The following is a 23,677-nucleotide window of genomic DNA, read 5'->3' as shown; positions in this document are numbered from 1 at the left end:
AGGCTTTTATTAATCATTCTTTGATGGTAAATAGACCCTGGGTGTAGGGGCACAGCACTGCTGTGCCCCTACGACAGATGTGGTTTTTCAATCATCCATATTTGGTATTTTCCGTCAATGCGTAAGTCCTACTCATTAAATAAATCCAAGTCTGTAACGGCACCAACACTGCTAGAGGAAACTAACTTAGCATATTTTGCTAAGATGCCTTTTGTATAACGGGGTGGACGGGGTTGCCATTTGGCGCGGCGACTAGCTAATTCTGCATCGTCTATGTTTATTTGTAACAAGCGAGAATTAGCATCAATAGTGATGCTATCACCTTCTTCCACCAGAGCGATCGCACCACCAACGGCGGCTTCGGGAGCAACATGTCCGACTACCATCCCGTAAGTACCCCCGGAAAAGCGTCCATCAGTAATTAACCCGACTGCATCACCTAAACCCGCACCAATAATTGCTGAGGTGGGTGCCAACATTTCCCGCATACCAGGGCCGCCAATAGGGCCTTCGTAGCGGATGATAATGACATCACCGACTTTAATCTTACCTGCAAGGATGGCATCTAAGCATTCTTCTTCGGAGTCAAATACCCGTGCAGAACCAGTAATACTGGGATTTTTAACTCCGGTAATTTTTGCTACTGCTCCCTCTGTAGCGAGATTCCCTTTCAGGATGGCTAAGTGACCTTGGGCATACATCGGGTGATTCCAAGGACGAATCACATCTTGATTGCTTGGTGGTTCATCGGGGACATCTGCTAAAATTTCGGCGATGGTTTTACCGGTGATGGTGATACAGTCACCGTGAAGTAATCCATGCACCAATAGCATTTTCATCACTTGGGGAATACCACCAGCTTGATGTAAATCTGTGGCGACATATCTACCACTAGGTTTTAAATCGCATAAAACAGGGACACGATCGCGGATAGTTTCAAAATCATCTAGATTAAGTTCTACACCAGCCGCATGAGCGATCGCTAGAAAATGTAACACGGCGTTAGTTGAACCACCCACAGCCATAATTACAGAAATAGCATTTTCTATAGATTTGCGCGTGATAATTTGCCGGGGTAAAAGTTGATTGCGAATTGCTTCTACTAATACCTTGGCTGATTCTTCAGTGCTATCGGCTTTTTCGATATCTTCTGCCGCCATTGTGGAAGAATAGGGTAAACTCATGCCCATCGCTTCAAAGGCCGAGGACATAGTATTGGCTGTGTACATTCCACCGCAAGAACCAGCACCAGGACAAGCGCGGCGTTCTACCTCCATCAGTTCGGTGTCGTCAATTTTGCCAGCACTGTATTCACCCACAGCCTCAAAGGAACTCACAATAGTCAAGTCGCGTCCGTTGTAGTGTCCTGGTTTAATTGTCCCACCATAAACAAAGATAGCCGGGATATTCATCCGTGCCATTGCAATCATCGCCCCTGGCATATTTTTATCACAGCCACCGATGGCAATTACGCCATCCATATTTTGACCATTACAGGCGGTGTCAATGGAGTCAGCAATCACTTCTCGTGAGACGAGGGAATATTTCATCCCTTCAGTTCCCATAGAAATCCCATCACTTATAGTAATTGTGCCGAACATTTGCGGCATTGCCCCGGCTAGTTTAATTCCAGCTTCAGCTATGAGTGCTAGTTGATTAATCCCCATGTTACAGGGAGTGATGGTGCTGTAGGCATTAGCCACACCCACAATTGCTTTGTTAAAATCTTCATCCTGAAAACCTACTGCACGCAGCATAGCGCGATTTGGCGATCGCTGCACCCCTTGTGTGACAACTTTACTTCTGAAATTCTCTGACATTATTTTTTCACCCATTGCTCTGGCCTCGCTCAAATCTCTGTAGGAGTATCATAGGTAGACTTTTTTGAGATGTCCAATATATATTTCTTCAAAATTGATATTTATAAAGTATCAAAAATCTGAAACTATGATATCTGCACTACTTTGCTGTAGGTTGTTATCAAAGAGTACATCAACTATGTAGCTCGATACAGCCAAGGAAAAGCATGGAATTATCTTGAGGTAATCACAGATAGCGACACCAGTGCAGAAAATTATAACTGGATTGCTGCTGTTACAGATTTTGTTCTCTACAACTCCATGAAAAATGCCTTCAGCTTCGGTGGAGATTTGCGATCGCTGCGAGTTCCTACAGGCATAAACGATCCGCGTAGCGTCACCTTTGGCAGCAACCATGATACTATCCGCGAGATTAATTCCAATGCCATCAATCCCTACAGCGATCCTTCTGACTCTTTACTAGCAACAGCCTATGTCCTCGCAAGAGAAAGTGGTACTCCTCTAATACTGAACAGGGATAATAAAGATGCTTCTTGGATAAAGTCTGGTGTCAAATTCCGCCAGATTATGCATCAACGAGGAAATCAGGGAAAAAATATTAAAGAAAATGTTTTGGCAGCCGTTGATAGTCCGACTGTATTGTTAATGGAGCGAGGCAGTGAAGGATTTTTTGTTGTCAATAAAGGTGAAAATAAATTTAATATTCCAGTACTGGATTTGACCTTGACTAATTTGGATGGATGCTATCGGGAACTCCGTAATAACTTTACTATTGCGATTGAGCGTCGCGATCGCCAGAAAAAACTTATAACTCGTTGGGGAAGCTGGAATAGAGGCGGTGTGGAAGTTGAAAAACGCGATGCACTCTATTTTATTCGAGAACCTTTTAATCAATGCCAAGTTTAGGCATTGCCTCAATAGCTCCCTTGGTTTATTTTGGGTTGTCTTTAACCGCCCACCTCGATTGATATCAAGTTCGGATAATCACTTATTATTAAAATTTCTCCGCGTTCCCGCGTCCCCTTCCGCGTCAGTCCTAATGATAAGTCTTCACCCGAACATGATATGAAACCTAGCTAGCGATACTTAGGAGCAGAAAAAATTATCAGTCCTTAAGATTAATTAATTCTATTGCTGCTAAGTTATCCAATGGTTCGGAAAAAAAATATCCTTGGGCATATTCACATTTCAATTTTTGGAGGAATGCTAGTTGTTCTTTTGTTTCTACTCCTTCAGCAGTCACATTTACACCTAGCTTATGTGCCAAAGAAACGATAATTTCAACAATTTCTAAATTTCTACTATCTGTACTTATTGGATTAATAAAAGAGCGGTCAATTTTTAACACACTAATCGGAAAGTTATAAAGACGCTCTAATGAAGAATACCCAGTACCAAAGTCATCAATTGATAACTCAATGCCCAATTCTTGAAGTTGTGATAGTGTCTCAATTGCTTGACTATTTTCCACAATTGCGCTTTCAGTAATCTCTAGTACTAAGTTCTTACCATCAAGACCAGTCGAATTCAAAATTTGCCCAATCCGTTCAATCAAATCACGCTGGGAAAATTGCTTGACAGAAAGATTAACGCTCATTTTCTGTAGCGAAGTATCACGATGGTTGACTAGCCAATGTTCCATTTGGCGACACGCTTGGTACAGTACCCAGTAGCCAATTTGGACAATTAGTCCAGTTTCTTCGGCTAAAGGAATAAAATCGGCAGGATTAAGCAAACCCCGTTCTGGATGCTCCCAGCGCAGTAGTGCCTCGAAACCCAAAATAGAGCCACTAGTGAGCGAAACAATTGGTTGGTAGTAAACTCGAAACTCATCACGTTCAATTGCTCGACGTAAATCGGTCTCTAACTGCAATCTCGCCAGAGCAGAAGCATACATATCAGAGTTGAATAATTCAAACCGCGCCTTACCCAATGCCTTGGCTCTGTACATCGCCGTGTCGGCATCTCTGAGTATATCTTCTGGTTGCTCATACTCTACTGTCGAACTCAAAGCGATGCCAATACTTGCCGTTGTGAAAACTTCTTGAGAGTCTAAATTGAAAGGTAATGCCAGTTCTTGTTGAATTCGCCCTGCTACTTTGATAGCGTCTGACACATCTTGGATTCCATCTACTAAGATTGTAAATTCATCCCCCCCAAGACGTGCTGCTGTATCTGTTGAGCGGATACATTGCGATAACCTGTTTGCAGTCACAAGCAGAAATTGATCTCCTTTTATGTGTCCCAGACTATCATTAATCACTTTAAATCGGTCTAGATCTAGAAACAGTACAGCAAACAAATAATTTTCCTGGCGTTTGGTTTGTCCAAGTGCATGTTTTAAACGCTCCATAAATAAGGCTCGGTTTGCTAAACCTGTGAGTGCATCGTAAAACGCACTTTGCAGTAATTGTTTTTCTACCTGTTTGCGTTGGGTAATATTTCGATTAACTTCCAAGACTCCTTTTGGCTGACCTTGTGCATCTCGCATTAAAACCTGACGGCTTTCGACAATTATTTGGGTTCCATTCCGTTGCATTTGCGTCAGTTCACCTGACCACTTTGCTTGCAGATGCAAGATTTCATCGATATTAGGGCAGGTTGGCGGAAATTGTGTTTGTAATAAAATATGGGGTATCTTGCCTAGTACTTCTGCACTCGTCCAACCGTACAGTTGTTCAGCACTGCGATTCCAATATGTAATTGCACTACTGGCATTACGGACAAAAATAGCTTCATCCACCAAGTCTAACAATTGAGCTTGCTCAGCAAGAGTATTTTGGGCTGTTTCCTTTTGCTCTAATCGTTGCAAAATTGAACGGATAGCTACTGGCAGACGGACATAGTGTTTTACTGATTTGATGATGTAGTCATCCAGTCCCGCTTTCATCGCTTCGACGGCAATCTCTTGAGACCCACTACCAGTAAACATAATTACTGGACAGTTAGGGTAGCGAGATTTGATTTGATCTAAAATAGCCAACCCATCACTCCAACGCAGGCTGTAGTCAGTGATGACAAACTCAAAGTTACCTGCTTCCATTGCTTGCTGATATTGTTGTGCTGTTGCGACTTGTTCAATTTGAATATCAGAAAATTCTGACTTCAGTTTACGGATAACTAAAGCACGATCTTGTTCATTATCATCAATTAAAAGCAGACGCAGCATTTAGCTTAGTTGAAAAGTTAATATGAAAAATCGGCAATAGTATTATTTATACTCAATAAGCATAAATAATACTATTCTTCTTTAGAAGTATCATTAGTGATTTCTCAACTCCAGAACAGTTCGTATAGGACTTATCTTTGAGCGAATAACTATTGTCAACGGCAGCGCCGTCGCCAGTTTTATACCAATTCTGTATGAAGATGCGCCAAACTATATAAGGAACGAACCGCAAAGGGCGCAGCGAAAAGTCGAGCCAGTGCGTTCCTGTCGCCTTGCGTCGGAAAGCAACCGGCGCTCTGTTAGCGCAGCGTTAGCGACGTAGGAGCGTCACTTTTCAAGACAAAGGACACAAAGAAAGAAGCAAGGAACCCAAGAGAATTTGGCGCAGCCTCACAAAGAAATGGTATTACCTTTAACTTATATAACAAGAGATCAAAAGGCCTACAATTTTTTATTATTTTCAGCTAAAAATAGGCATAACTTTTTGACAACGATGTACATAAATTTGAGCCACACTATCAGTTGCACAAGTTTGCAAACACTGTGTAAATAACTTATAAGCTGCTGCAAAATTATAAAATTAAAGGCTGCTCAAATAAATTTTTTGTGGTTAACTTAGCTTGTTTAATTTCTAGTGTATCGGCATCAAAAACCTGATAAACACTAATCAATTCTGATTTACCCTTCACTTTCACTGTATCGAGCGATCGCATAGCATAAACGGTTCGGTTAAAGGCGAAAGGAAAAAGGGTAATTTCAAAATATTTCCCTAGATGGTAATAAATATTCTTGCTCGTAGGTACGTTTTTTAAAACTTTAGTTGTGTTCTCTATACTATCTTTTTGAGTAGCTGCGCGAATTAAAATTTCAAAAATATATATAGTTAATTAAACAAAAGTCTGACCTAGAATCTGTTTTTTAGAGCGATCGCAAAACTTTTCGGTCTACTGACGTTACTTTATGAGGCATATGTTGGCATTTTTTGCCAATTTTTTATAGGTAAAAGCAGATTTTGCCTCACTACTCACGCAGTTAAAAAGTTAATCGACAAAATCTAAAGTTTTTATGAAATTTGCTTAACTGTCTTAACTGTCCTTGTTCAATAATTAAATACTTGGGAGAATAGGTGTCAGTTAATACGTTATTTTTTCCTTTAATAAAACATGACCAATACACTTGAATCACCACAGCAACAGACAAATTCACTATCAACTTCGATGCTGCTTTGCTTATTACTGGTAGGAGTATTTACCTTATCCCTAGCAGCAGTATTTATCAAATTGAGCGAACAGTATATTGGTCCTAATGCTACGGTATTCAATCGTTTTTGGATAGCCACTGTTATTATTGCACTGTGGAAGGGAAGTAAGGCGCTCGCTTTTCTATTCTTTAAAGATTCTTCCCCACAAAAAGAGATTTACACAACTTCTGATATACTACTGCTGGTACTATCTGCAATTGTAATTTCCATTTCCCACATTGCCTGGGCTTGGTCTGTGACTCAGACTAACGTAGCCAACGCAAATTTACTGCATAATTTGACCCCAATTTTTGCCATTTTAGGAGGATGGCTGGTATTAGGCTATAATTTTGACAGCAGATTTCTCATCGGTACTGTTCTAACTATTGGCGGAGCCGTTGCAATTGGCATTGAAGATTTGCAAACTGCTACCATTCATCTGCTTGGTGATGCTTTAGCTTTACTCTCTGCTGTATTTTATGCCGCAAACATTTTAGTAATGGAAAAACTTAGAGACAAGTTTTCCATAAGCAGTATACTATTGTTATCATGTTTTTTCAGAATTTTTTTAACTTTTCCAGTCGCTGCATTTACAGAATATCAACTTTTCCCTTCTTCTCTAGAAGGATGGTTACCAGTATTTTGTTTAGCTTTTTTCTGTCAGGTGATTGGTGCAGGGATTCTAGGTTATGCCCTCAAGCAGTTTTCTTCAGGGTTTATTTCTTTGTGCCTTCTACTTGAGCCTATTATAACTACAACTATTGCTTGGTTCTTGTTTGATGAACACTTGAGCATTATCAATTTGTTGACTTTTTTTGTAGTTTTAGTCGGTATATACATAGCTAAATCTGGTCAGGGAGTTAATAAAGAGGAGCCAAAAATTATAGCTGAAGATGCATAAGGAATTGGGTCAAAAAATTCCGTTTTTAAAGATGTAGCATTTCAAGGAATCGTGTAAAAATAAGTTGATAAACTATATTGATTGCATTTTTATAATAATTTGATAATTACATTCACCACATAAAGTATCTTTTGTAATGGCGATAGTATTTAAATATCATCAAATACTTTGAGGAGGTATTTCATATCATAGACATCTATCAACTTATAGGTGATCGAGGTAACCATAAAGTCTTGTATTGCAATTCAACGTTTCTAACTGCATATTGTCATATAATACATGCATGTTTTAAGTTGAATTACAACTACCTGAATTGATAGGGATTGCCTGTCTATTTTCTAAATTAAAGATGAAGCAAAAAATTGAAAATGCTTGACTCCAAAAATATAAATTCATTTTTAAAACATACTTTGCCTGATCCAACGCTTCCTCTAAGAGGCGACTGGTCAGAATGTATACATTCCGCTTTTACGCAAATCACTAAGCGGATGCCACAGCAAATAGCCATCGTCGGAGATGAGATATACCTATCCTATGGTGAGATTGATCAGATCAGTAATAGGTTAGCTAACTATTTACTTACCCATGATGGGAAGGGTCGAACTGTCGCATTATATAGCCGCCGTAGTCCAACATTGGTTTGGGCTATTTTGGGAATTTTGAAAGCAGGAGCTGCTTTTTTAATCCTAGATGCCAAATATCCCCATCTTCGCCTTGCTGAATACTGCCGTCAAGCTGAACCATTTATCATTTTTCAATTGGAAGAAACGGGCTTTCTCCCAACTGAAATAACTAATGGTGGACGCATTCCATCATTACTGTTACCGAAAGATGTGACAACTGCAAATCAACAATTACAGTCATACTCACCGGATTCTCCAGAAATTTCAGTCAATCCCCATGATTTAGCCTATGTTGCTTTTACATCTGGCTCAACCGGCAGACCCAAAGGAATTTTAGGGAACCATGTTCCTGTAACTCATTTTATCGCCTGGGATACCCACACTTTTAACTTCAATTCAGCGGATCGCTTTAGTATGCTGAGTGGACTATCTCATGATGTTTTGCTCAGAGATATTTTTGTACCGCTCTCGCTCGGTGCAACACTTTGTGTCCCTAATGAGTCAGATATATCGCCTGGTCGGCTGACAGATTGGCTTGCAAAACAGCAGATTACGATCGCTCATTTAACTCCATCCATGGGACAATTCATCATAGCCAATGACCGTCTACTCAAAGACCTGCGTTATCTCTTTTTTGGTGGTGACAAGCTTCCTAGAGCTTTGGTCAGTAAGTTATGCCAACAAGCACCTGGAGTCACATGTGTAAATTTTTATGGTGCAACTGAAACTCCCCAAGCAATGGGGTTTTTCATTGTATCTGACCATGATCACCAACAGGTTGAGCAGAAACCTACCGTACTGCCTATTGGATGTGGAATTGCAGATACGCAATTGTTAATTTTAGATGCCAATTTGCAAATCCTTGATATTGGCGAAGTGGGTGAAATTGCAATTCGGACTCCGTATCTTACCCGTGGTTACTTAAATGATGAAACTGCAACCCGGAAAAAATTTATTTCCAATCCTTATACCAATCAAGTCAACGATCTCATTTATAGAACAGGCGACTTAGGAGGGTATTTACCCGACGGAAATGTCGAGTTTCTAGGGCGAATCGATGACCAAGTTGAGCTACGGGGATATCGCATCGAACTGGGAGAAATTGAATCTACATTAAACGCCCACCCCACTATAACTCAAAGTAAAGTCATTCTGCATCGATCATCAACAGACGAGTATTTGGTCAGCTACTTTATTAGATCAAAATCTACACCAAAATCAACTGATGTATTGCGTACCTATCTACTAGCACGTTTACCATCCTACATGGTTCCTAGTATCTTTATTCAATTGGAGCAGTTTCCACTTACACCCAACGGAAAGATTGACACAGATGCATTGCCATTGCCACAGCGATTAGGAGCAACCCATGAATACAATCCCCCGCGTACAGACCATGAAAAATTACTGGTCAATATTTGGGAAGAGGTTCTGGATGTTTCCCCAGTGGGCATTGATGATAACTTCTTTGAGCTAGGTGGACATTCTTTACTCGCTATTAAAGTGATTGCGCGGGTAAGGGAAATCTTCTCAATCGAATTGCTATTACACCAGGTATTAGAGTTCCCCACTGTTGTGTCTCTAGCAGAGCAAATCAGTTACATGGAGCCAATTGAGTCTCTGCATATTAGAGCTGTGTCACAACCTCCAATGCATATCCCCCTATCTTCTTTTCAACAGAACTTCTGGACAATTGAAAACCAATCAGAACAAGCTCGAGCAGCGTTAAATGTTGTTCTTACGAGACTGATCATTGGTCCCTTAAATACAGAATATTTAAGGCAAAGTATTTCTGAAATTGTACGTCGCCATGAAAGTCTGCGGACAACTTTTGCTTTAGTAAAAGGTCAACCTTATCAAATTATCCATCCTCCGCAACCTACCCTTCTGCCAGTTGTTGAGGTACAAGGCTTATCAGAAGCAGAACAAATTGACAAGGTGCGTAGCAGCAGCAGTCAAGAATTAGAATCGCCATTTGACTTCAAGAATGGTCTTCTTTGGCGAGCTACACTTTTTCAGTTATCGCAACAAAAGCATATTTTATCGTTTACAGTCGATCATATAATTTTCGATACTTTGTCAAGTACTGTTTTTATGGATGAACTATGGACTCTCTATGAAGCCTTCCAACAAAATCAACCTTCTCCCTTAGCGCCCTTAAAAATTCAATATAAGGACTTTTCTATCTGGCAACATCAACAGTTACAGTCAAAATTAATAGAAGGACTGGACTACTGGAAAAAATATTTATCAAGTAAATTGCCAATTCTAAATTTGCCCTATGACTTTTCTGTGAAGGAGGAGACTTTTGTTAGTGAAAGGCTTTCACGGCAGTTGCCAATCGAGCTTTCAAAACAGATTAAAGAATTTAGTCGGCGTGAAGGAGTAACCCTATTTGTTACCCTACTCACAGCCTTAAAAATTTCGCTAATTCACTTTGTTAATCAAAATGATATTCTTGTGGGAGCTTCTGTTTCCGCACGTAACTCTGCTGAATTAGAAAAAATGATCGGCTTATTTGTGTTAACCCTACCCCTACGTACTGATTTGTCAGGAAATCCTACTTTTCGAGAAGCACTGGTGCGTGTCCGACAAGCTACCATTGATGCAAGTAGATATCAAGACATATCATTTCAGGAAGTACTTGATACTTTATATCCACATCTGAGAGCAACTTTTGCACAAGTTTTCAAAGTCTGGATTAATATGGTTAATGAAACAACAGGAGAGATTCGTTCGGTTGGAGATCTCACAGTTGAAAATATTAGTTTACGACAACCTTCAGCAAAGTTCGATTTAGGTTTATATATTTCGGATGGAACACAGATACAGCTTGACCTTATTTATAAGCAACTCCTCTTTTCTAAAACTCATATTACAGAATTTATCGAACGATATGAATGCTTATTAGAACAGATGGTTTCCTCTCCTGAAACCCAAATTTTAGAGAATTTATTGTAAGTTTATAACTAGATTGTGTGGGTGTAGTAATAATGAGTTATATTCAGGCTCAAAATCCTCTTTCGCAAGGAAACAATTTGTTGAAAATTCAGGGCATTGATTATGTAGAATTTTACGTAGGCAATGCTACACAGGCAGCGTACTTTTATCGCACTGCTTTTGGCTTTACGCCAATTGCTTACGCAGGCTTGGAAACAGGTATGTGTGATCGATTGTCTTTCCTCCTGAAACAAGGCAATATCCATATAGTTCTGACAGGCGCAACTAAACCTAATAGCGAAATTGCCAAGCACGTCGCTTTGCATGGTGATAGTGTCAAAGATATTGCCTTTGTAGTAGATGACGCTACGTTTGCTTTTGAAGAAATGCTCAAGCGAGGCGCGTCGCCTATTCTGGAACCAACAGTTTTTGAGTCTGATGAGGGGCAAGTCATAAAAGCAACAATCGCCACTTGCGGGAACACAGTACATTCCTTAATTCAACGCAATCACTGCAAAGATAAATTCCTTCCAAAATACCAGAAAATTCTCAATCCCCCACGCAGTTATTCGATTGGGATTACTGAACTCGACCACGTTACTATTGTTGTTGAAGAAGGACAGTTAAACTCTTTGGTCAATTTCTACAGCCAAGTTTTGGGTTTACATGAGTCCTACAAGATGAGTATTGTCACTAAATCGGGTATGAATTTAGCGGTGATGGAAAACGGAAAGGAAGTAATTAACTTAACCTTGGTTGAGCCAGTGTCAACAACATTTAAATCCCCACTGGAAGAGTACCTTGAGTTTAATTGTGGCTCTGGCGTACACCACATAGCTTTTTTATCAGATAACATTGTAAGCACAGTCCGTTGTTTGCAAGCAAGTGGCATAGATGTAGCTTACACCCCTGATACTTACTATGAAGTACTAGAAAATTCTACTGGTCATATTTGTGAGGATTTAGCAGCATTACGAGAACTGAAAATATTGGTAGATTGGAATTCGGAGGGCTATTTATTGCAGACATTTACCAAGCCGATGCAAGACCGCCCAACATTCTTTTTGGAAATAATTCAGCGCCGTAATAATCGTGGTTTTGGTGAAGGTAATATCAAGGCACTTTTAGAGGCAATTGAACGGGAACAGGTCAAGCGTGGAAATCTTTGACTAAAATAGGGCAAGTGCCAGAATATTATTGGTTCTTTTCTACTAATCAACCAAGAAAATACTTTATAGCCCCAGGGCAAATGCATCTAAATGTTGACGAAGTGATAAGAAGAAGTGTTGGTGGGGTAGTACATGGGAACTAAATAAAGGCATGACGAGCGAGCGCGGACGCTTGTGAGGTGAGCAATCAAACTTTGATGGTAAAGTCATTATAAAAGTAGAATTAAGCCCCAAAAAGCGTGAAGCTCAAGCCCAAAAGCACAATTGCTGACCACTTGGCACAAATGGAAGATTCAAGAGTAGATGGCACAAAAAGGCATAAGTTATACGAATAATTTGGGATAATTTATTTTTTGGAAGTCCCTTATAGCGATCGCCAGATATATTAGCACACCTCCATTACATAAAATCCTTTCAAGCCTGTTGCCTGTTGCCTATTCCCCACTCCCTACTTTCTTTTTTATATTTTTCAATGAAATTGCTATTGTGATCGCCATTGATTTAACTAACGAAACTTGCTCGTAGTAAGCGGGTCTAGCCGTATTTTAAAGGCTAAATCTGCTTACTACAATCCTTTAATGATTTACGATCGCCTACTTAATTCAAGTTTTGAATTTCTTGACAATCAGTTTAAAGCTAGTAGTTTCTGGCTGAATTTTTGGAGTTGAAATTGAACCCAATCACCGCCATTAGCTATACATTGATAGCATAGATCTCCATAGCTTTCGCCTTGGTCATTGCATATAATTAATCTGACTTCATTTGTCTGAAAACTTAGCTGGCAAATTAAACATATTTGGTTAATTTTGCCTGTATTGCATTCTATTTGATATTTCATCTTTTTTCTCCTTGTTAAATCCATTAAATGAAGTGAAATTCTATATTGTATTTTTTATAAACATTAGAAAATTTCCATCTCTAAAAAGAAGTGTATATTTTGAAGTTTAAACATGAATTTTAATCTAGTTAAATTATGTTTATCTTTAAAAGATAAATGTACTACTTCCAGAGGTTTTTAGATATTCCCTGTTTCCTCCCTAGACAAATAATTTCAGGAATCAAACCGGATTCCTATATCAACAATGGTGGTATTTAAGTGAGCCATTGTAATCCCTTGTCCTGTAATTTTTGCTCGATATACTCCATTTCTTCGAGAGATTCTGCACTAGCGATCGCATAAATTTCGGTGTAGATTTTTCCGTATTTGGCTTTCTCTAAAGCCGACAGGATAATCAAGTCTTTGCGATCTATTTCTGGTTTTAAAGCCACTAAAATTGAATCCAATGTTCCTTCCATGCGGTAGTCACTGGAATATTTAGCTACTTCCTTTCCCAGTCCCAGTAAGGTGTGACGCTGCAAACACAGAGGAGTCGATCCATTGACTCGAAAATTGGCATCGATCGCATATAACTGTCCGTCTCGATCTTCCAACACATCGAAGCCAATGACGCCAAAATAACCTTGTTTGTGAGCATACTGGCCAATGGCAGCAATCATCTCAAAGAACTTGCTCATGTCAGTATTGCGGTAGTCAATTAGCCCTCCTAAATAGTTACCTTCTGAAGTGACTAATTGTCTAGTAGTACCGACAAGGGTTATGTCTCCCACCTTATTTACATAAAACTGCACGCAGTAATTCTGCACCTCATTTTTAACGAATTCGGAGACAATAATCGTATCCAGCATCTTAATCTTGAGATATTTTCTAATTTCCTCAAGGCAGTAGTCCAAATCGCTGGGGGTTTTGATGATATAAGTGCCTTCTCCTGAAAGTCCGTGTGATGTTTTAATTAAGTAGGGAAATTCTGGTAACTCAATGTCTTCTAAACTACAGGTGTGCAGATTGTAAGTTTTGTATTTTGGACATTGCACCCCCAATTCGTCTAAAGTTGCTTTGCTGAGTAACCGATAATGAGTGTCTGAATCAATAGCGTGTTTTTCAGGATTGAGGCGATCGAAGGGAAATAGAGTGATGAGTTTATCAAAGCGTTCGCTTTGACTGAGGTCATTCAAATAAGTCGAGCAATCCATCATTTCAATATTGGAATGCTTGAAGCCAAAATGCTCTTGCCAGTAGCCAATTAGCGACTTTGGAGGCGAAATAATCACAATTCCTGGAATGCGATCGCCTAATACAGCCAGATTTTTCCAAGGTTCTTTCTGACAAATCTTATCGAAGGAGGTTTTGCTGGCTTCACTACTACCATCTTGAATAAAATATTTTTTCTCGTTGGGATAAGCAGCCCACCTGGCAGTTGCAGGGTAATTTAGGATAAACCCATAAGATGCATCTTTGATATCTTCAGCAAACAGGTCAGAAAGAGAATTCCCTTGAAAGTATTGAAAGTTATATTTTGAATCCATTTAGCCCTCCGAAAAACCGCATCCATAGGATGCGGTTATTAGTAAACAAATCTCCTGGTTTTCTGAGTAACACTAATTTGAAAAAATAAAGCTACACATTTAAAGTTGAAAACCCAAATGAGATGTTACTTTCTGAATTACGTAGCTTGCTTCTCCCTAGAGGCGAGTATTACGAATTGGCATAAGTTATTTTTGAGTAAAAGCAGCTACTTTGTCTTGTACTGCTGTCATATAAGCAACTGCCATGTGTGATGAATTATACGCCCAGCCAATCCGTCCTTGAGGGTCTAAGAGGATGCACCCAGCTTCACCTTTAACCTTAGATATCAGAGTGTCAATTGCCATTTGTGCTGCTTCATCTGGGTGACGGTCTCCACTCAAAAAATCGATCGCAGTTTTAGCCAAAACCACGGGAATAATCGACTCGCCATCGCCTGTTGTTGAGCAAGCACCGAATTTATTCTCAGCGTACAAGCCACAGCCAACAAGCGCAGTGTCACCGACGCGACCTTGTTGCTGCTTCGTAGTGCCGCCAGTTGAAGTGCCAGCAGCTAGGATGCCACTAGCATCCAAAGCTACACAACCTATAGTGTTGGGGCGATCGATAACTTCTCGATCTTCCTTCCACTGCTGCCATTGCTCCTCGGCTATTAAGTCTTCTTTTTTACACATTTCAGCACAACAATCTACAGCGAAGCGTTCTGCACCCCGCGCTACTAGCAGCCTGGGTTTTTCATCCATAATTTTTCGTGCAACCGAGATTGGATGACGTATACCTTGAACTGCTGCAACTGCTCCCCAACTTAATGAACCTTCCATGATTGCTGCGTCTAACTCCACCTCTCCATCGCTGTTGAGAGTTGCGCCAAGACCAGCGTTAAATGTAGGGTCAGCTTCCAGAACACGGGTAGCGGCTTCAACAGCTTTTGCGGCACTACCTCCGCCGATCAGTACAGCCCAACCAGCCTCTGCTGCTGCTGTGCAGCCTGCATTGTTGGCTGCAACTTTTTCGTCTGTAATAGTTTTTGCTCCACCATGAACAATGATCGTTGGTGTCATAAAAATTCCTCTACTTAGTATGAATTGCAATCGCCTCAACGGGTTCGTCAATTAGTTGCAGCGATCGCACTTTTAAAGTCTCTAAACCGAATGGCACGCTTGTTATCGGCAAATCCAATATTCATCTCTGCTTTTGGGTGTGGGGTTGCAGGTATTGGGGTGTAGTGGCGTTCGCGCTACTCGTTGCGTAGCAAAGAAGTTTATTAATGTTCGCACTTGTTTTTAATTTTCTTGATTTTTTCCCTACACCCGACACCCTACCCCCTACACCCTGCCCTGACTAGGTTTTACGTTTTCTTAGTGCCATTCGTCTCTAAACCCAAGCGCTCAGTTGCTGAAATAAATACATCTTCTATCTGCACTCCCACCAAGAGCACCCTGTCTTGCTCAGAGTCAATTCCTTGAATTTCAAAAAATTAAGTACAACTCAAAGAGGCTTCTTGCCTATTGCCTACTTATGTCTTCGTTGATGCCACTGCCAAGCATGGGCGATAATTTCCTTCAGGTCAGGATATTGTGGATGCCAACGCAAAACTCTAGTTGCTTTGTCGCTGCTACCAACTAAAATAGGGGGGTCACCTGGACGGCGATCGCGTTCTTCTATTTTAATTTCTTTGCCTGTTACTTGTTTAGCTGTTTCTATTACTTCTCTGACTGAAAAACCACTGCCATTTCCGAGATTAAATACTTCGCTTTCTCCCCCTTTTAGTAGATATTCCAAACCTAAGATATGTGCTTGTGCTAAGTCAGTCACATGAATATAATCTCGGATACAAGTGCCATCTGAGGTAGGGTAATCAGTGCCAAAAATCAAAATGGATTCGCGTTTAGCAAAAGCAGTTAGTAGTACCAATGGTATGAGGTGAGTTTCAGGTTCATGGTCTTCCCCAAGCAATCCATTGGGGTCAGCACCGGCCGCATTAAAGTAACGGAAACGTACAGACTTGAAATTATAGGCTGTATCAAAATCAGATAGAATTCTTTCTACCATCCACTTGCTAGTAGCATAGGGACTAATGGGATCTTGCGGATGTTCTTCGGTAAGGGGAACAAACTTTGGTACACCATAAAGAGCACAAGTAGAAGAAAAAATAAATTTGTTAACTGACGCCGCAAGCATCGCTTGTAAAAGTGTCAGAGTACCTGCAACATTATTTTGGTAATATTTAGCTGGGTCAGTAACAGATTCACCCACTGCAATATAAGCAGCAAAATGCATAACCGCAGTGATGTTGTGAGTTGAAAAAATCTCATCGAGAAGAGAGCGATCGCTCATATCGCCAACAATTAACTTTACCTGCAAAACCTCTTCTACAAGTTCTCGATGTCCGTTCGACAGATTATCTAAAACAATTACTTTATAACCTGCGTTTTTCAGGGCTAATACAGCATGGGAACCAATGTATCCGGCTCCTCCCGTTACTAAAATAGTTGACATAATAGGGGACTGGGGACTGGGGACTAGGGATTGGGGACTAGGGGCAAAGGGGCAAAGGGGCAAAGGGTGAATGGCACTAAGATAAGCATAAAGCCTTGATATTCCTGACTTTGGGTGTAGGGTGTAGGGTGTGGGGTGTAGGGAATGAATAGGAAGTTGTTTTGTTTGACCAAGCTTCGTTGGGGCAGGGTATAGGGAATAAATTGGATACTTTAAAACACTACACCCGACACCCTACCCCCGACACCCTGCCCTGACCACGTTTCATGTTTTCTTAGTGCCATTCGGGCAAAGGGTAAAGGTTAAAGGTTTTTTCTTTCCCCCTTTCCCCTTCCCCTTTTCCCCAAAACCCGACAAGTATTGTTACTATTCCTAGCTTCCATGCTTTCAAAATGTCCTAACCTGTGTGACTACGGCTATAAAATTGCGTTACCACACTGCTAACTTCTTTCTTCCAAATAACGAGAAATTGCACAATCAAGGTGTGGCATTAATTCACCTCGATCGCTACCGAGAACGCTGTAAGCTGGGCGGGTAGCAACCAAACCAAGTTCTTGCGTAGGCAGAGAAATCAAACTTTTGACACTCACACCTGCTTTTTTCGCCGCCAATCGGGCTAAGTCAGCCCAAGCGACAGCACTTTTGTTAGCCAAATGCCACAAACCGTTCTCGCCATCAATCAATAAATCAAGGCTGGCATGAACAAGATCGGGTACATAAGTAGGCGAAACGATCGCATCTTCGGCTGCGACAAAAGGATTACCAGCAGCTAATTGCCGTAGGGCGATCGTGACGAAGTTATAATCATCCCACGGCCCGAAAAATGCGCTGGTGCGAATCACTAGCGATGCAGGATGAGCCTGTAATACTAGCTTTTCTGCTAAAACTTTGCTGCATCCATATACATTGAGGGGCGCAACAGTATCAGTTTCGACATAAGGATTAGACTCAGCACCATCGAATACCAAATCTGAAGAAAAAGTTAGCAGCCCTACATTATGTTGAGCGCAAGCAGCAGCTAAAATCGCTGGCCCTTCAGTGTTCTCCTTCAAACAAATATCGGGTTCGCGTTCTGCATCGTCCACCCGGACATATCCCGCAGCGTTCACAACCGCCCACGGTTGCAACTCGGCAAGTACTTTATTAACAGAAGCAGGATTGGCAATGTCCATATCTTGGCGTCTTAGCAGGCAATATGAAATTCCTCGCACTTCACACAACCGACCAAAAGCCTTACCTAGAGTTCCTGTGGCTCCGACGATCGCCAGGGGACGAAGGGAAGCAGAGGAGGAGGAGAGTGGGGGAGGTGGGGGAGATGCAAGACAACTGACAGCTGGGTATAATAGCCGCTCTTCTCGATGCCACCATCCTGGTGTCTCAAGTAGTGGATGATTGGGTTTATGCCCAGTGGCTAAATCTCGCACCATCTTGGCGATCGCTGTTTGTCTGGGACGTGGAGAGCGCAAATCGAACACGCCTGATTCGTAGTATCCTGCGGAACGAGTGACTAAACTATTCCAATCGTAGCTGCCCAGAAGTGCCCAAGCAGTCACAGCAAGAACATCTGCACCCCGGTCTCGTAATTCTTGCGCTGCATTCCACACTTCATTGAGCCAGCGTAGCTGCTCCTCACGGGTGCAACTCAGGTGAACTTCTGTGACAGCAATGGGCAGTTTATAGCGTTCCCATGTCTCTTTGAGCAATGTGCGCGGGCCTGCCAAACCGTCAGCACAAACTCGCACTGCTTCTACATCTGCATACTTGTCCCGACCATTACCACCATGCGTGCAAGGTGGATAGTTTTCTAGGTTTTCATCTAAAAAGCGATCGCTCGTCAAATAATGGTTAATGCCGAGGATATCAGGCAGACAAGGATTTTGTAAAAAGACTTCAAGTTCAACTTCGTTGATGCCGCAGTAGCGCAAGTAGCCCCACATGGGATGAGTTGGGTTGACTCGACCGCATAATAAATCAAAACTCAACCAGCGGCGATCATTCTCAAATTCTGCTTGATAAGCCAGTTTTGGCGTACTGTAAATCTTGGCTAAATCCTCTGTTTGTACCAGCAAAGCCTTGGGGACAACTTCACGGATTGCCTGCATGGAAAGAGCGATCGCTTTACACTCCCCTAACAAAGCACGGGCGAAAGTTAAATCGTCCTGTCCGTGAGGATACCAGTGACCATACATCCCACTGAATCGTGCTGTAGTTAGCGGCTCGTTTACAGGTGTGTAATGTGTTATCCAAGGATATCGTTTGGCAACCGCACGGGCAAACACCGCTAGTTTCTCAGGAAATTCTGGATCTACCAAGCTAGTATCACGCGGGCCACTGCCATGATGCACTAATCCCACAATCGGACAAATGCCGAGTTCGCGCAAGCCCCCTAGTCTTTCATCCGCCCATGACCAATCAGCATTTTCCAAACCGTTGGGCGCTATCCGCTCCCAAAGTATTGGATAACGGATGGCATGTATACCAAGTTGAGCAAATAGATCTAAGTCATCTAAGCGTGTTGCATGACCATTGCGTTCTAACTGGTCAAAATACTCTTCACCCACACGATTAACCGTACACTCTACACCAGCCCACACTTCTAGAGGAAGTTTTGATTTAGGAGTGTTGAGCGACGAGTTGAAAGCAAAAGCCATAATTTACAACTCAAGCTGATATTTTATTTGATGGGTTATTTTCCAGTTTTGTGGGGTATGTTACGCCGTGTGCAACTTTCTCTTAAACCTAACCCCCAACCCCTTTCCTACAAGGGAAGGGGAGCAAGAATCAAAGCCTCTCGACCTTTCGGGGAGAGGGGTTCCAAGAATAAGTCGTACATCGCGTTGCGTTAGGACTAATGTCCTAACGCACCCCACTAAATACAGAGCAGTCCTAATTACGAATTACGAATTACGAATTACGAATTATTTAAGCCTTGACTGCAATCTGTTTGTACACAGACAGAGCCTGAGCAACACATTGATCCATGTTGTAGTACTTGTAAGTTGCTAATCTTCCCACAAAATATACTCCTGGTGTTGTATCAGATAGCGCTTTGTACTGCTTGTACATTTCGTTATTTTCAAGACGCGGTACGGGATAATAAGGGTCTCCCTCAGCTTTTGGAAACTCGTAAACAATACTAGTTTTAGAGTGTTCCTGACCAGTTAAATATTTAAACTCTGTCACACGAGTATAAAGGTGTTCATTGGGATAGTTGATTACTGGCGCTGGCTGAAACACAGCCGTGTTGTGCGTTTCATGTTTGAAATCGAGGGAACGATATGGTAGTTTGCCGTAGCGATAATCAAAGAATTCGTCAACAGGCCCACTATAAACCATCTCGCGGCAAGGTATAGCTTTTTGGATTTCTTGGTAATCGGTGTTGAGCATTACCTTGATGTTCGGGTGATTAAGCATATTCTCAAACATCCTGGTAAAGCCGTGCAGCGGCATTGCTTGGTAAGTATCGGTAAAATAGCGATCGTCACGATTAGTACGTGTAGGTATTCTGGCAATTACGGATTTATCAAGTTCCGATGGGTCAAGTCCCCATTGCTTGCGCGTGTAACCCCGGAAAAACTTTTCATACAGTACTCGACCAACTTTACTTACCACTACATCCTCACTAGTGCGGATGTATTCCATTGGTTCAGCAAGCGATTTGTAAAACTCCTCTACCTCAAATGAATTGAGATTCATGCCATACAGCTTGTTGATGGTGTCGAGGTTGATCGGAATAGGAACAAGTTGCCCGTCTACACTGGCAAGAACGCGATGTTCGTAAGAACGCCACTTAGTGAAGCGCGAGAGGTATTCAAAAACTTCGCGGGAGTTGGTGTGAAAGATGTGGGGGCCGTATTTGTGTACGAGAACGCCATGTTCGTCATAATGATCGTAGGCATTGCCGCCGATGTGGTTGCGCTTGTCTACAACCAGCACTTTTTTACCAGACTGAGTTGCCAAACGTTCGGCAATGACGCTACCAGAGAAACCAGCGCCGACGACTAAGTAATCGAAGACATAATCTCTAGTAATGATATTTGGTGCTTGTTTACCAGCCGCACCTTTAGAGTAAACTTTGTCTTCGCTATCGCGGGCTGCAATGGCAGAGTCAATCAACTTCATCATTGATGCCCAAGTCCGATCCCAAGAAATCTTTTCTAAAAATACATCTACTCGACTCAACCATTCTGAGGTTGCAGTGTCTTCTTGCATTGCTTGTTCGGCGGCGATGACGAACTCAGAAACTGTGTCTGCAATTCGCACCAGCTTCGATTCTCCGTAAGGACGCACTACATCCCGAATTGAGGTAGATACTACAGGTCTACCTGCGGCAAGATACTCTGGAGTTTTAGTAGGACTAATAAAACGTGTTGACTCATTACGCGCAAACGGCAACATTGCTAAGTCCCACCCCGCTAAATAGGCGGGTAGCTGTTTATAGTCTCTGCCACCGAGATAATGGATGTTTTTATGCTGTGGTAGAGCTGCTGGATCGATTTTGACAACTGGCCCAATAATTACCAGATGCCACTCAGGATGTGCTTCGGCAATACCAGCAAGCAATTCGATATCCATGCGTTCATCAATTACGCCAAAGAATCCCAGCCGAGGATGGGGAATATGAGCTTGGTCTGCTGGTTCTTGAAGATTTCTCGCCTGACCAAAGTGGGCGACATCTACACTGCTAGGAAAGGCATAAATGTTCGGGTGTTGGTTAACTTTACTTTCGTAAAGGCTTTGCCCGCCTGTAAATACTAAGTCTGCACGACGGAATAGTTCAGCTTCGTAATCCTTTAAAGTCGGTGATGCCCCTTTGAATGCAGACAACTCATCCATGCAATCGTATACCACAGCTTGGGGTTGCAAGTGGCGAGTAAAAGCGATCGCCATTGGTGTGTAATACCAAAAAATGTACTTGTTGATGTTACGCTCTGCAAATAAATTATTAATTAGTACTTGTAAATCTGCGTTGATTGCTTCTTCACTGAGACCTTGTGGTAGATGTGGCACAACCACAACTACTCCACTAGAATCTTCGTTGATGTCCAATCTGCCCAAGGGTTCTTCAGAGAAAATTGGCTCTTCAATAAAGAACACTCGCTTTGCTTGAGCGCAGCGACTAAGTAGATGTTGTGGTCTTTGATAAACGAAATTCCAACGCAAATGAGATAAACAAACTATATCGGGCGTATCTTTAAAAGTTTCTATTGATTGAACTTTTTTAGGAGACGAAGTTAAATTCGGCAGTGATGCGCTTGATGATTGCATTTCGTCCAGCTGCGATCGCTTTGTTTTACGTTGCTTTGGCGCAATAATATTGCTGGTACCGTTGTTTTTGACTTTAGCTTTTTCACTTGCCATAGATGCTCTCTTTATTTCGATTATTAATTCTGACTAGCCAATTCCTAATACCTTTTCTTTCTTAGGTAGTGTCAAACTCACATTTAGATGAAAAATTACAACATCATCTTTCTATATTTTAGCGCATTTTTATCTATCATCGAGTTGCATAACCAATATTTTGTTGCATTAATAAGAAAATACTGTTTTACTTATGGCTTTTTCATCTACCGAAATAAATATAAAATTACTGTCTTTATTAAGTCCTAAGTACTATATTTTTATCAATATCTAATCTAAATAAAAAGGTAATGTATTAAGTTATGTAACACAATTTTTAAAATTTAACTACACACCTATAGGACTCATATTTGATTTTTGAAAAAAATTAGGTACACTTAATCTTCTAGAATCCTGTTGCCTCTTGCCTCCGGATGGTGAGCGCAGCCGAACTGTTGCCTCTTGCCTATCTACGCAAATAACTTCAAGAATCAAACGGGATTCCTATATACAAATATAGTTGTTTTTGTCTGTTCGATTTCGTACATAAAAAATTAATTTAATAAATCCAGTTTACTTATCTTATTACTTTTTTATTCACTATATGTTTCAGCCTAAGGGTATATGTAATTGTCCTGTTTTTAAGAATTAACCTAATTTTGGGAAAGAAATTAGGTTAAATTGTTACTGAAAATAGATAGCCTTGTAATCTTTTTTTTACAAGCCATAACACATGAAGTAATTTCATTTATTTCTACTTTGTTAAAAATCAATGTTATCAGTTTCAGCCTATTTATATGCCTTAGGTAGGTTAAAAACATTTTGATAACACATAAAATACTTCTATCGCATTAATAAACCTCATTCGATCGCTTCTAATGATGCCAATCTGTGAAGCGATCGCCTTTCTCTGAGGATTTATCAAATAAAATAAGCAGTAAGGAATTATGAGTTATGGATGCAAGTGTTTTGCCAGTACCTAAGTTTCGTAGCGGTCAAAAGGTAGCATTTCTCGGCAAAGAAGGTGTCATCAAAAATTACCGACCTCAGTCAGGTAGCTGGGTTTATTTGCTAGAGATGCCTATGGATTTAGAGCCAGAAATGGGTCGGGTTGGTTATGAGACTATGATTTGGCTATCTGAGGTAGATATCTATTCGCACTTAAATATTTTTTCTGACACAATGCTAAATTGAGAACCAAAAATTTCATTTTTATTTACTTTTAGGTTTAGCTGAATTTGTACCAGATTTGGTTTCATTGCCAGGATTAAGCGAATCTTTTGTTCCACTTGATGAATCTGCTGGCGCTTATTCTGCGGGCTTTGGTTATATCTTTGGTGCAATTCCCAGCAACTTTTTGCATAACCTTGTACGCTGCGCCGTAGGATTGTTAGGAATTACTTCTTACAACAATATTACCACTGCGCGTCTCTTCAATCGTGGTTTTACAATTGCTTATGCCTTGCTGTCCATCATCGGATTGTTACCATTAGGTAAGACATTTTTCGGCTTAATGCCATAAGCATGGAAGCTAGGAATAGTAACAATACTTGTCGGTTAAGGGGAAGGGGAAAAGGGGAAGGGGAAAGGGGGAAAGAAAAAACCTTTAACCTT

14 protein-coding genes and 1 pseudogene are annotated in these 23,677 nt (G+C 41.1%); 6 read left to right on the top strand and 9 right to left on the bottom strand.

Annotation, left to right across the window (positions count from 1 at the left end):
- Window positions 1-128 precede the first annotated feature (128 nt).
- Window positions 129-1,820, bottom strand: coding sequence for a dihydroxy-acid dehydratase (ilvD, locus tag ACM0OY_RS30200; protein ID WP_414572467.1), 1,692 nt, complete (start codon window positions 1,818-1,820; stop codon window positions 129-131).
- A 300-nt stretch (window positions 1,821-2,120) separates the two neighbouring features.
- Here ilvD and ACM0OY_RS30195 point away from each other — a divergent pair, with 300 nt between their 5' ends.
- Window positions 2,121-2,726 carry a hypothetical protein gene (locus tag ACM0OY_RS30195; RefSeq protein ID WP_414572456.1) on the top strand — a complete coding sequence of 202 codons (606 nt, stop codon included), beginning with the start codon at window positions 2,121-2,123 and terminating at the stop codon, window positions 2,724-2,726.
- Window positions 2,727-2,925: 199 nt separating this feature from the next.
- On the opposite strand, the gene ACM0OY_RS30190 is transcribed toward ACM0OY_RS30195, so the two are convergent.
- Window positions 2,926-4,989, bottom strand: a complete 2,064-nt coding sequence (locus ACM0OY_RS30190; protein WP_414572455.1) for an EAL domain-containing protein — start codon at window positions 4,987-4,989, stop codon at window positions 2,926-2,928.
- 572 nt (window positions 4,990-5,561) lie between these two features.
- Window positions 5,562-5,702 (bottom strand): hypothetical protein, encoded by a 141-nt coding sequence (locus tag ACM0OY_RS30185; RefSeq protein WP_414572454.1) that lies wholly within the window; start codon window positions 5,700-5,702, stop codon window positions 5,562-5,564.
- 450 nt (window positions 5,703-6,152) lie between these two features.
- Between ACM0OY_RS30185 and ACM0OY_RS30180 the strand changes: the two genes are divergently transcribed.
- The 3 genes from ACM0OY_RS30180 (at window position 6,153) to hppD (ending at window position 11,862) form a co-directional block, all read left to right on the top strand.
- Window positions 6,153-7,130, top strand: a complete 978-nt coding sequence (locus ACM0OY_RS30180) for a DMT family transporter (RefSeq protein ID WP_414572453.1) — start codon at window positions 6,153-6,155, stop codon at window positions 7,128-7,130.
- A 488-nt stretch (window positions 7,131-7,618) separates the two neighbouring features.
- Complete coding sequence (locus ACM0OY_RS30175; RefSeq protein ID WP_414572452.1) at window positions 7,619-10,714, top strand: amino acid adenylation domain-containing protein; 3,096 nt, start codon at window positions 7,619-7,621, stop codon at window positions 10,712-10,714.
- Window positions 10,715-10,746: 32 nt separating this feature from the next.
- Entirely contained in the window at window positions 10,747-11,862 is a 1,116-nt protein-coding gene (hppD, locus tag ACM0OY_RS30170) for a 4-hydroxyphenylpyruvate dioxygenase (RefSeq protein ID WP_414572451.1), read from the top strand.
- Window positions 11,863-12,487: 625 nt separating this feature from the next.
- Here hppD and ACM0OY_RS30165 read toward each other — a convergent pair.
- The 6 genes from ACM0OY_RS30165 to glf form a co-directional block, all read right to left on the bottom strand.
- Window positions 12,488-12,700, bottom strand: a complete 213-nt coding sequence (locus tag ACM0OY_RS30165; protein ID WP_414572450.1) for a hypothetical protein — start codon at window positions 12,698-12,700, stop codon at window positions 12,488-12,490.
- A gap of 254 nt (window positions 12,701-12,954) precedes the next feature.
- Window positions 12,955-14,226: an ATP-grasp domain-containing protein gene (locus tag ACM0OY_RS30160; RefSeq protein ID WP_414572449.1), complete on the bottom strand. Its 1,272-nt coding sequence runs from the start codon at window positions 14,224-14,226 to the stop codon at window positions 12,955-12,957.
- Between the two features lie 186 nt (window positions 14,227-14,412).
- Window positions 14,413-15,285: an isoaspartyl peptidase/L-asparaginase family protein gene (locus ACM0OY_RS30155; protein WP_414572448.1), complete on the bottom strand. Its 873-nt coding sequence runs from the start codon at window positions 15,283-15,285 to the stop codon at window positions 14,413-14,415.
- Between the two features lie 451 nt (window positions 15,286-15,736).
- The gene (galE, locus tag ACM0OY_RS30150) at window positions 15,737-16,723 is read right to left on the bottom strand and encodes a UDP-glucose 4-epimerase GalE (protein ID WP_414572447.1); all 987 of its coding nucleotides are present in this window, start codon (window positions 16,721-16,723) and stop codon (window positions 15,737-15,739) included.
- A 440-nt stretch (window positions 16,724-17,163) separates the two neighbouring features.
- On the bottom strand, window positions 17,164-19,374 hold the full coding sequence (locus tag ACM0OY_RS30145; RefSeq protein WP_414572446.1) for a family 1 glycosylhydrolase: 2,211 nt from the start codon (window positions 19,372-19,374) through the stop codon (window positions 17,164-17,166).
- Window positions 19,375-19,645: 271 nt separating this feature from the next.
- Complete coding sequence (glf, locus tag ACM0OY_RS30140) at window positions 19,646-22,084, bottom strand: UDP-galactopyranose mutase (protein WP_414572445.1); 2,439 nt, start codon at window positions 22,082-22,084, stop codon at window positions 19,646-19,648.
- A 933-nt stretch (window positions 22,085-23,017) separates the two neighbouring features.
- On the opposite strand from glf, the gene ACM0OY_RS30135 reads away from it, so the two are divergent.
- Complete coding sequence (locus ACM0OY_RS30135) at window positions 23,018-23,257, top strand: hypothetical protein (protein ID WP_414572444.1); 240 nt, start codon at window positions 23,018-23,020, stop codon at window positions 23,255-23,257.
- Window positions 23,253-23,582: pseudogene (locus tag ACM0OY_RS30130) on the top strand (DUF4383 domain-containing protein); the annotation flags it as partial. The gene ACM0OY_RS30135 and the pseudogene ACM0OY_RS30130, both read left to right, overlap by 5 nt.
- Between the last annotated feature and the right edge of the window lie 95 nt (window positions 23,583-23,677).

It is taken from the genome of Nostoc sp. CCY 9925 (assembly GCF_963920935.1).
Taxonomy (GTDB): domain Bacteria; phylum Cyanobacteriota; class Cyanobacteriia; order Cyanobacteriales; family Nostocaceae; genus Nostoc.
This window is presented reverse-complemented; position numbering and strand designations above follow the sequence as displayed.

Excerpts from the sequence above, each read along its gene's own strand:
- ilvD (WP_414572467.1), bottom strand. The coding sequence starts at position 1,820 with ATGTCAGAGAATTTCAGAAGTAAAGTTGTCACACAAGGGGTGCAGCGA.
- ACM0OY_RS30195 (WP_414572456.1), top strand. The coding sequence starts at position 2,121 with ATGAAAAATGCCTTCAGCTTCGGTGGAGATTTGCGATCGCTGCGAGTT.
- ACM0OY_RS30190 (WP_414572455.1), bottom strand. The coding sequence starts at position 4,989 with ATGCTGCGTCTGCTTTTAATTGATGATAATGAACAAGATCGTGCTTTA.
- ACM0OY_RS30185 (WP_414572454.1), bottom strand. The coding sequence starts at position 5,702 with ATGCGATCGCTCGATACAGTGAAAGTGAAGGGTAAATCAGAATTGATT.
- ACM0OY_RS30180 (WP_414572453.1), top strand. The coding sequence starts at position 6,153 with ATGACCAATACACTTGAATCACCACAGCAACAGACAAATTCACTATCA.
- ACM0OY_RS30175 (WP_414572452.1), top strand. The coding sequence starts at position 7,619 with ATGCCACAGCAAATAGCCATCGTCGGAGATGAGATATACCTATCCTAT.
- hppD (WP_414572451.1), top strand. The coding sequence starts at position 10,747 with ATGAGTTATATTCAGGCTCAAAATCCTCTTTCGCAAGGAAACAATTTG.
- ACM0OY_RS30165 (WP_414572450.1), bottom strand. The coding sequence starts at position 12,700 with ATGAAATATCAAATAGAATGCAATACAGGCAAAATTAACCAAATATGT.
- ACM0OY_RS30160 (WP_414572449.1), bottom strand. The coding sequence starts at position 14,226 with ATGGATTCAAAATATAACTTTCAATACTTTCAAGGGAATTCTCTTTCT.
- ACM0OY_RS30155 (WP_414572448.1), bottom strand. The coding sequence starts at position 15,285 with ATGACACCAACGATCATTGTTCATGGTGGAGCAAAAACTATTACAGAC.
- galE (WP_414572447.1), bottom strand. The coding sequence starts at position 16,723 with ATGTCAACTATTTTAGTAACGGGAGGAGCCGGATACATTGGTTCCCAT.
- ACM0OY_RS30145 (WP_414572446.1), bottom strand. The coding sequence starts at position 19,374 with ATGGCTTTTGCTTTCAACTCGTCGCTCAACACTCCTAAATCAAAACTT.
- glf (WP_414572445.1), bottom strand. The coding sequence starts at position 22,084 with ATGGCAAGTGAAAAAGCTAAAGTCAAAAACAACGGTACCAGCAATATT.
- ACM0OY_RS30135 (WP_414572444.1), top strand. The coding sequence starts at position 23,018 with ATGGATGCAAGTGTTTTGCCAGTACCTAAGTTTCGTAGCGGTCAAAAG.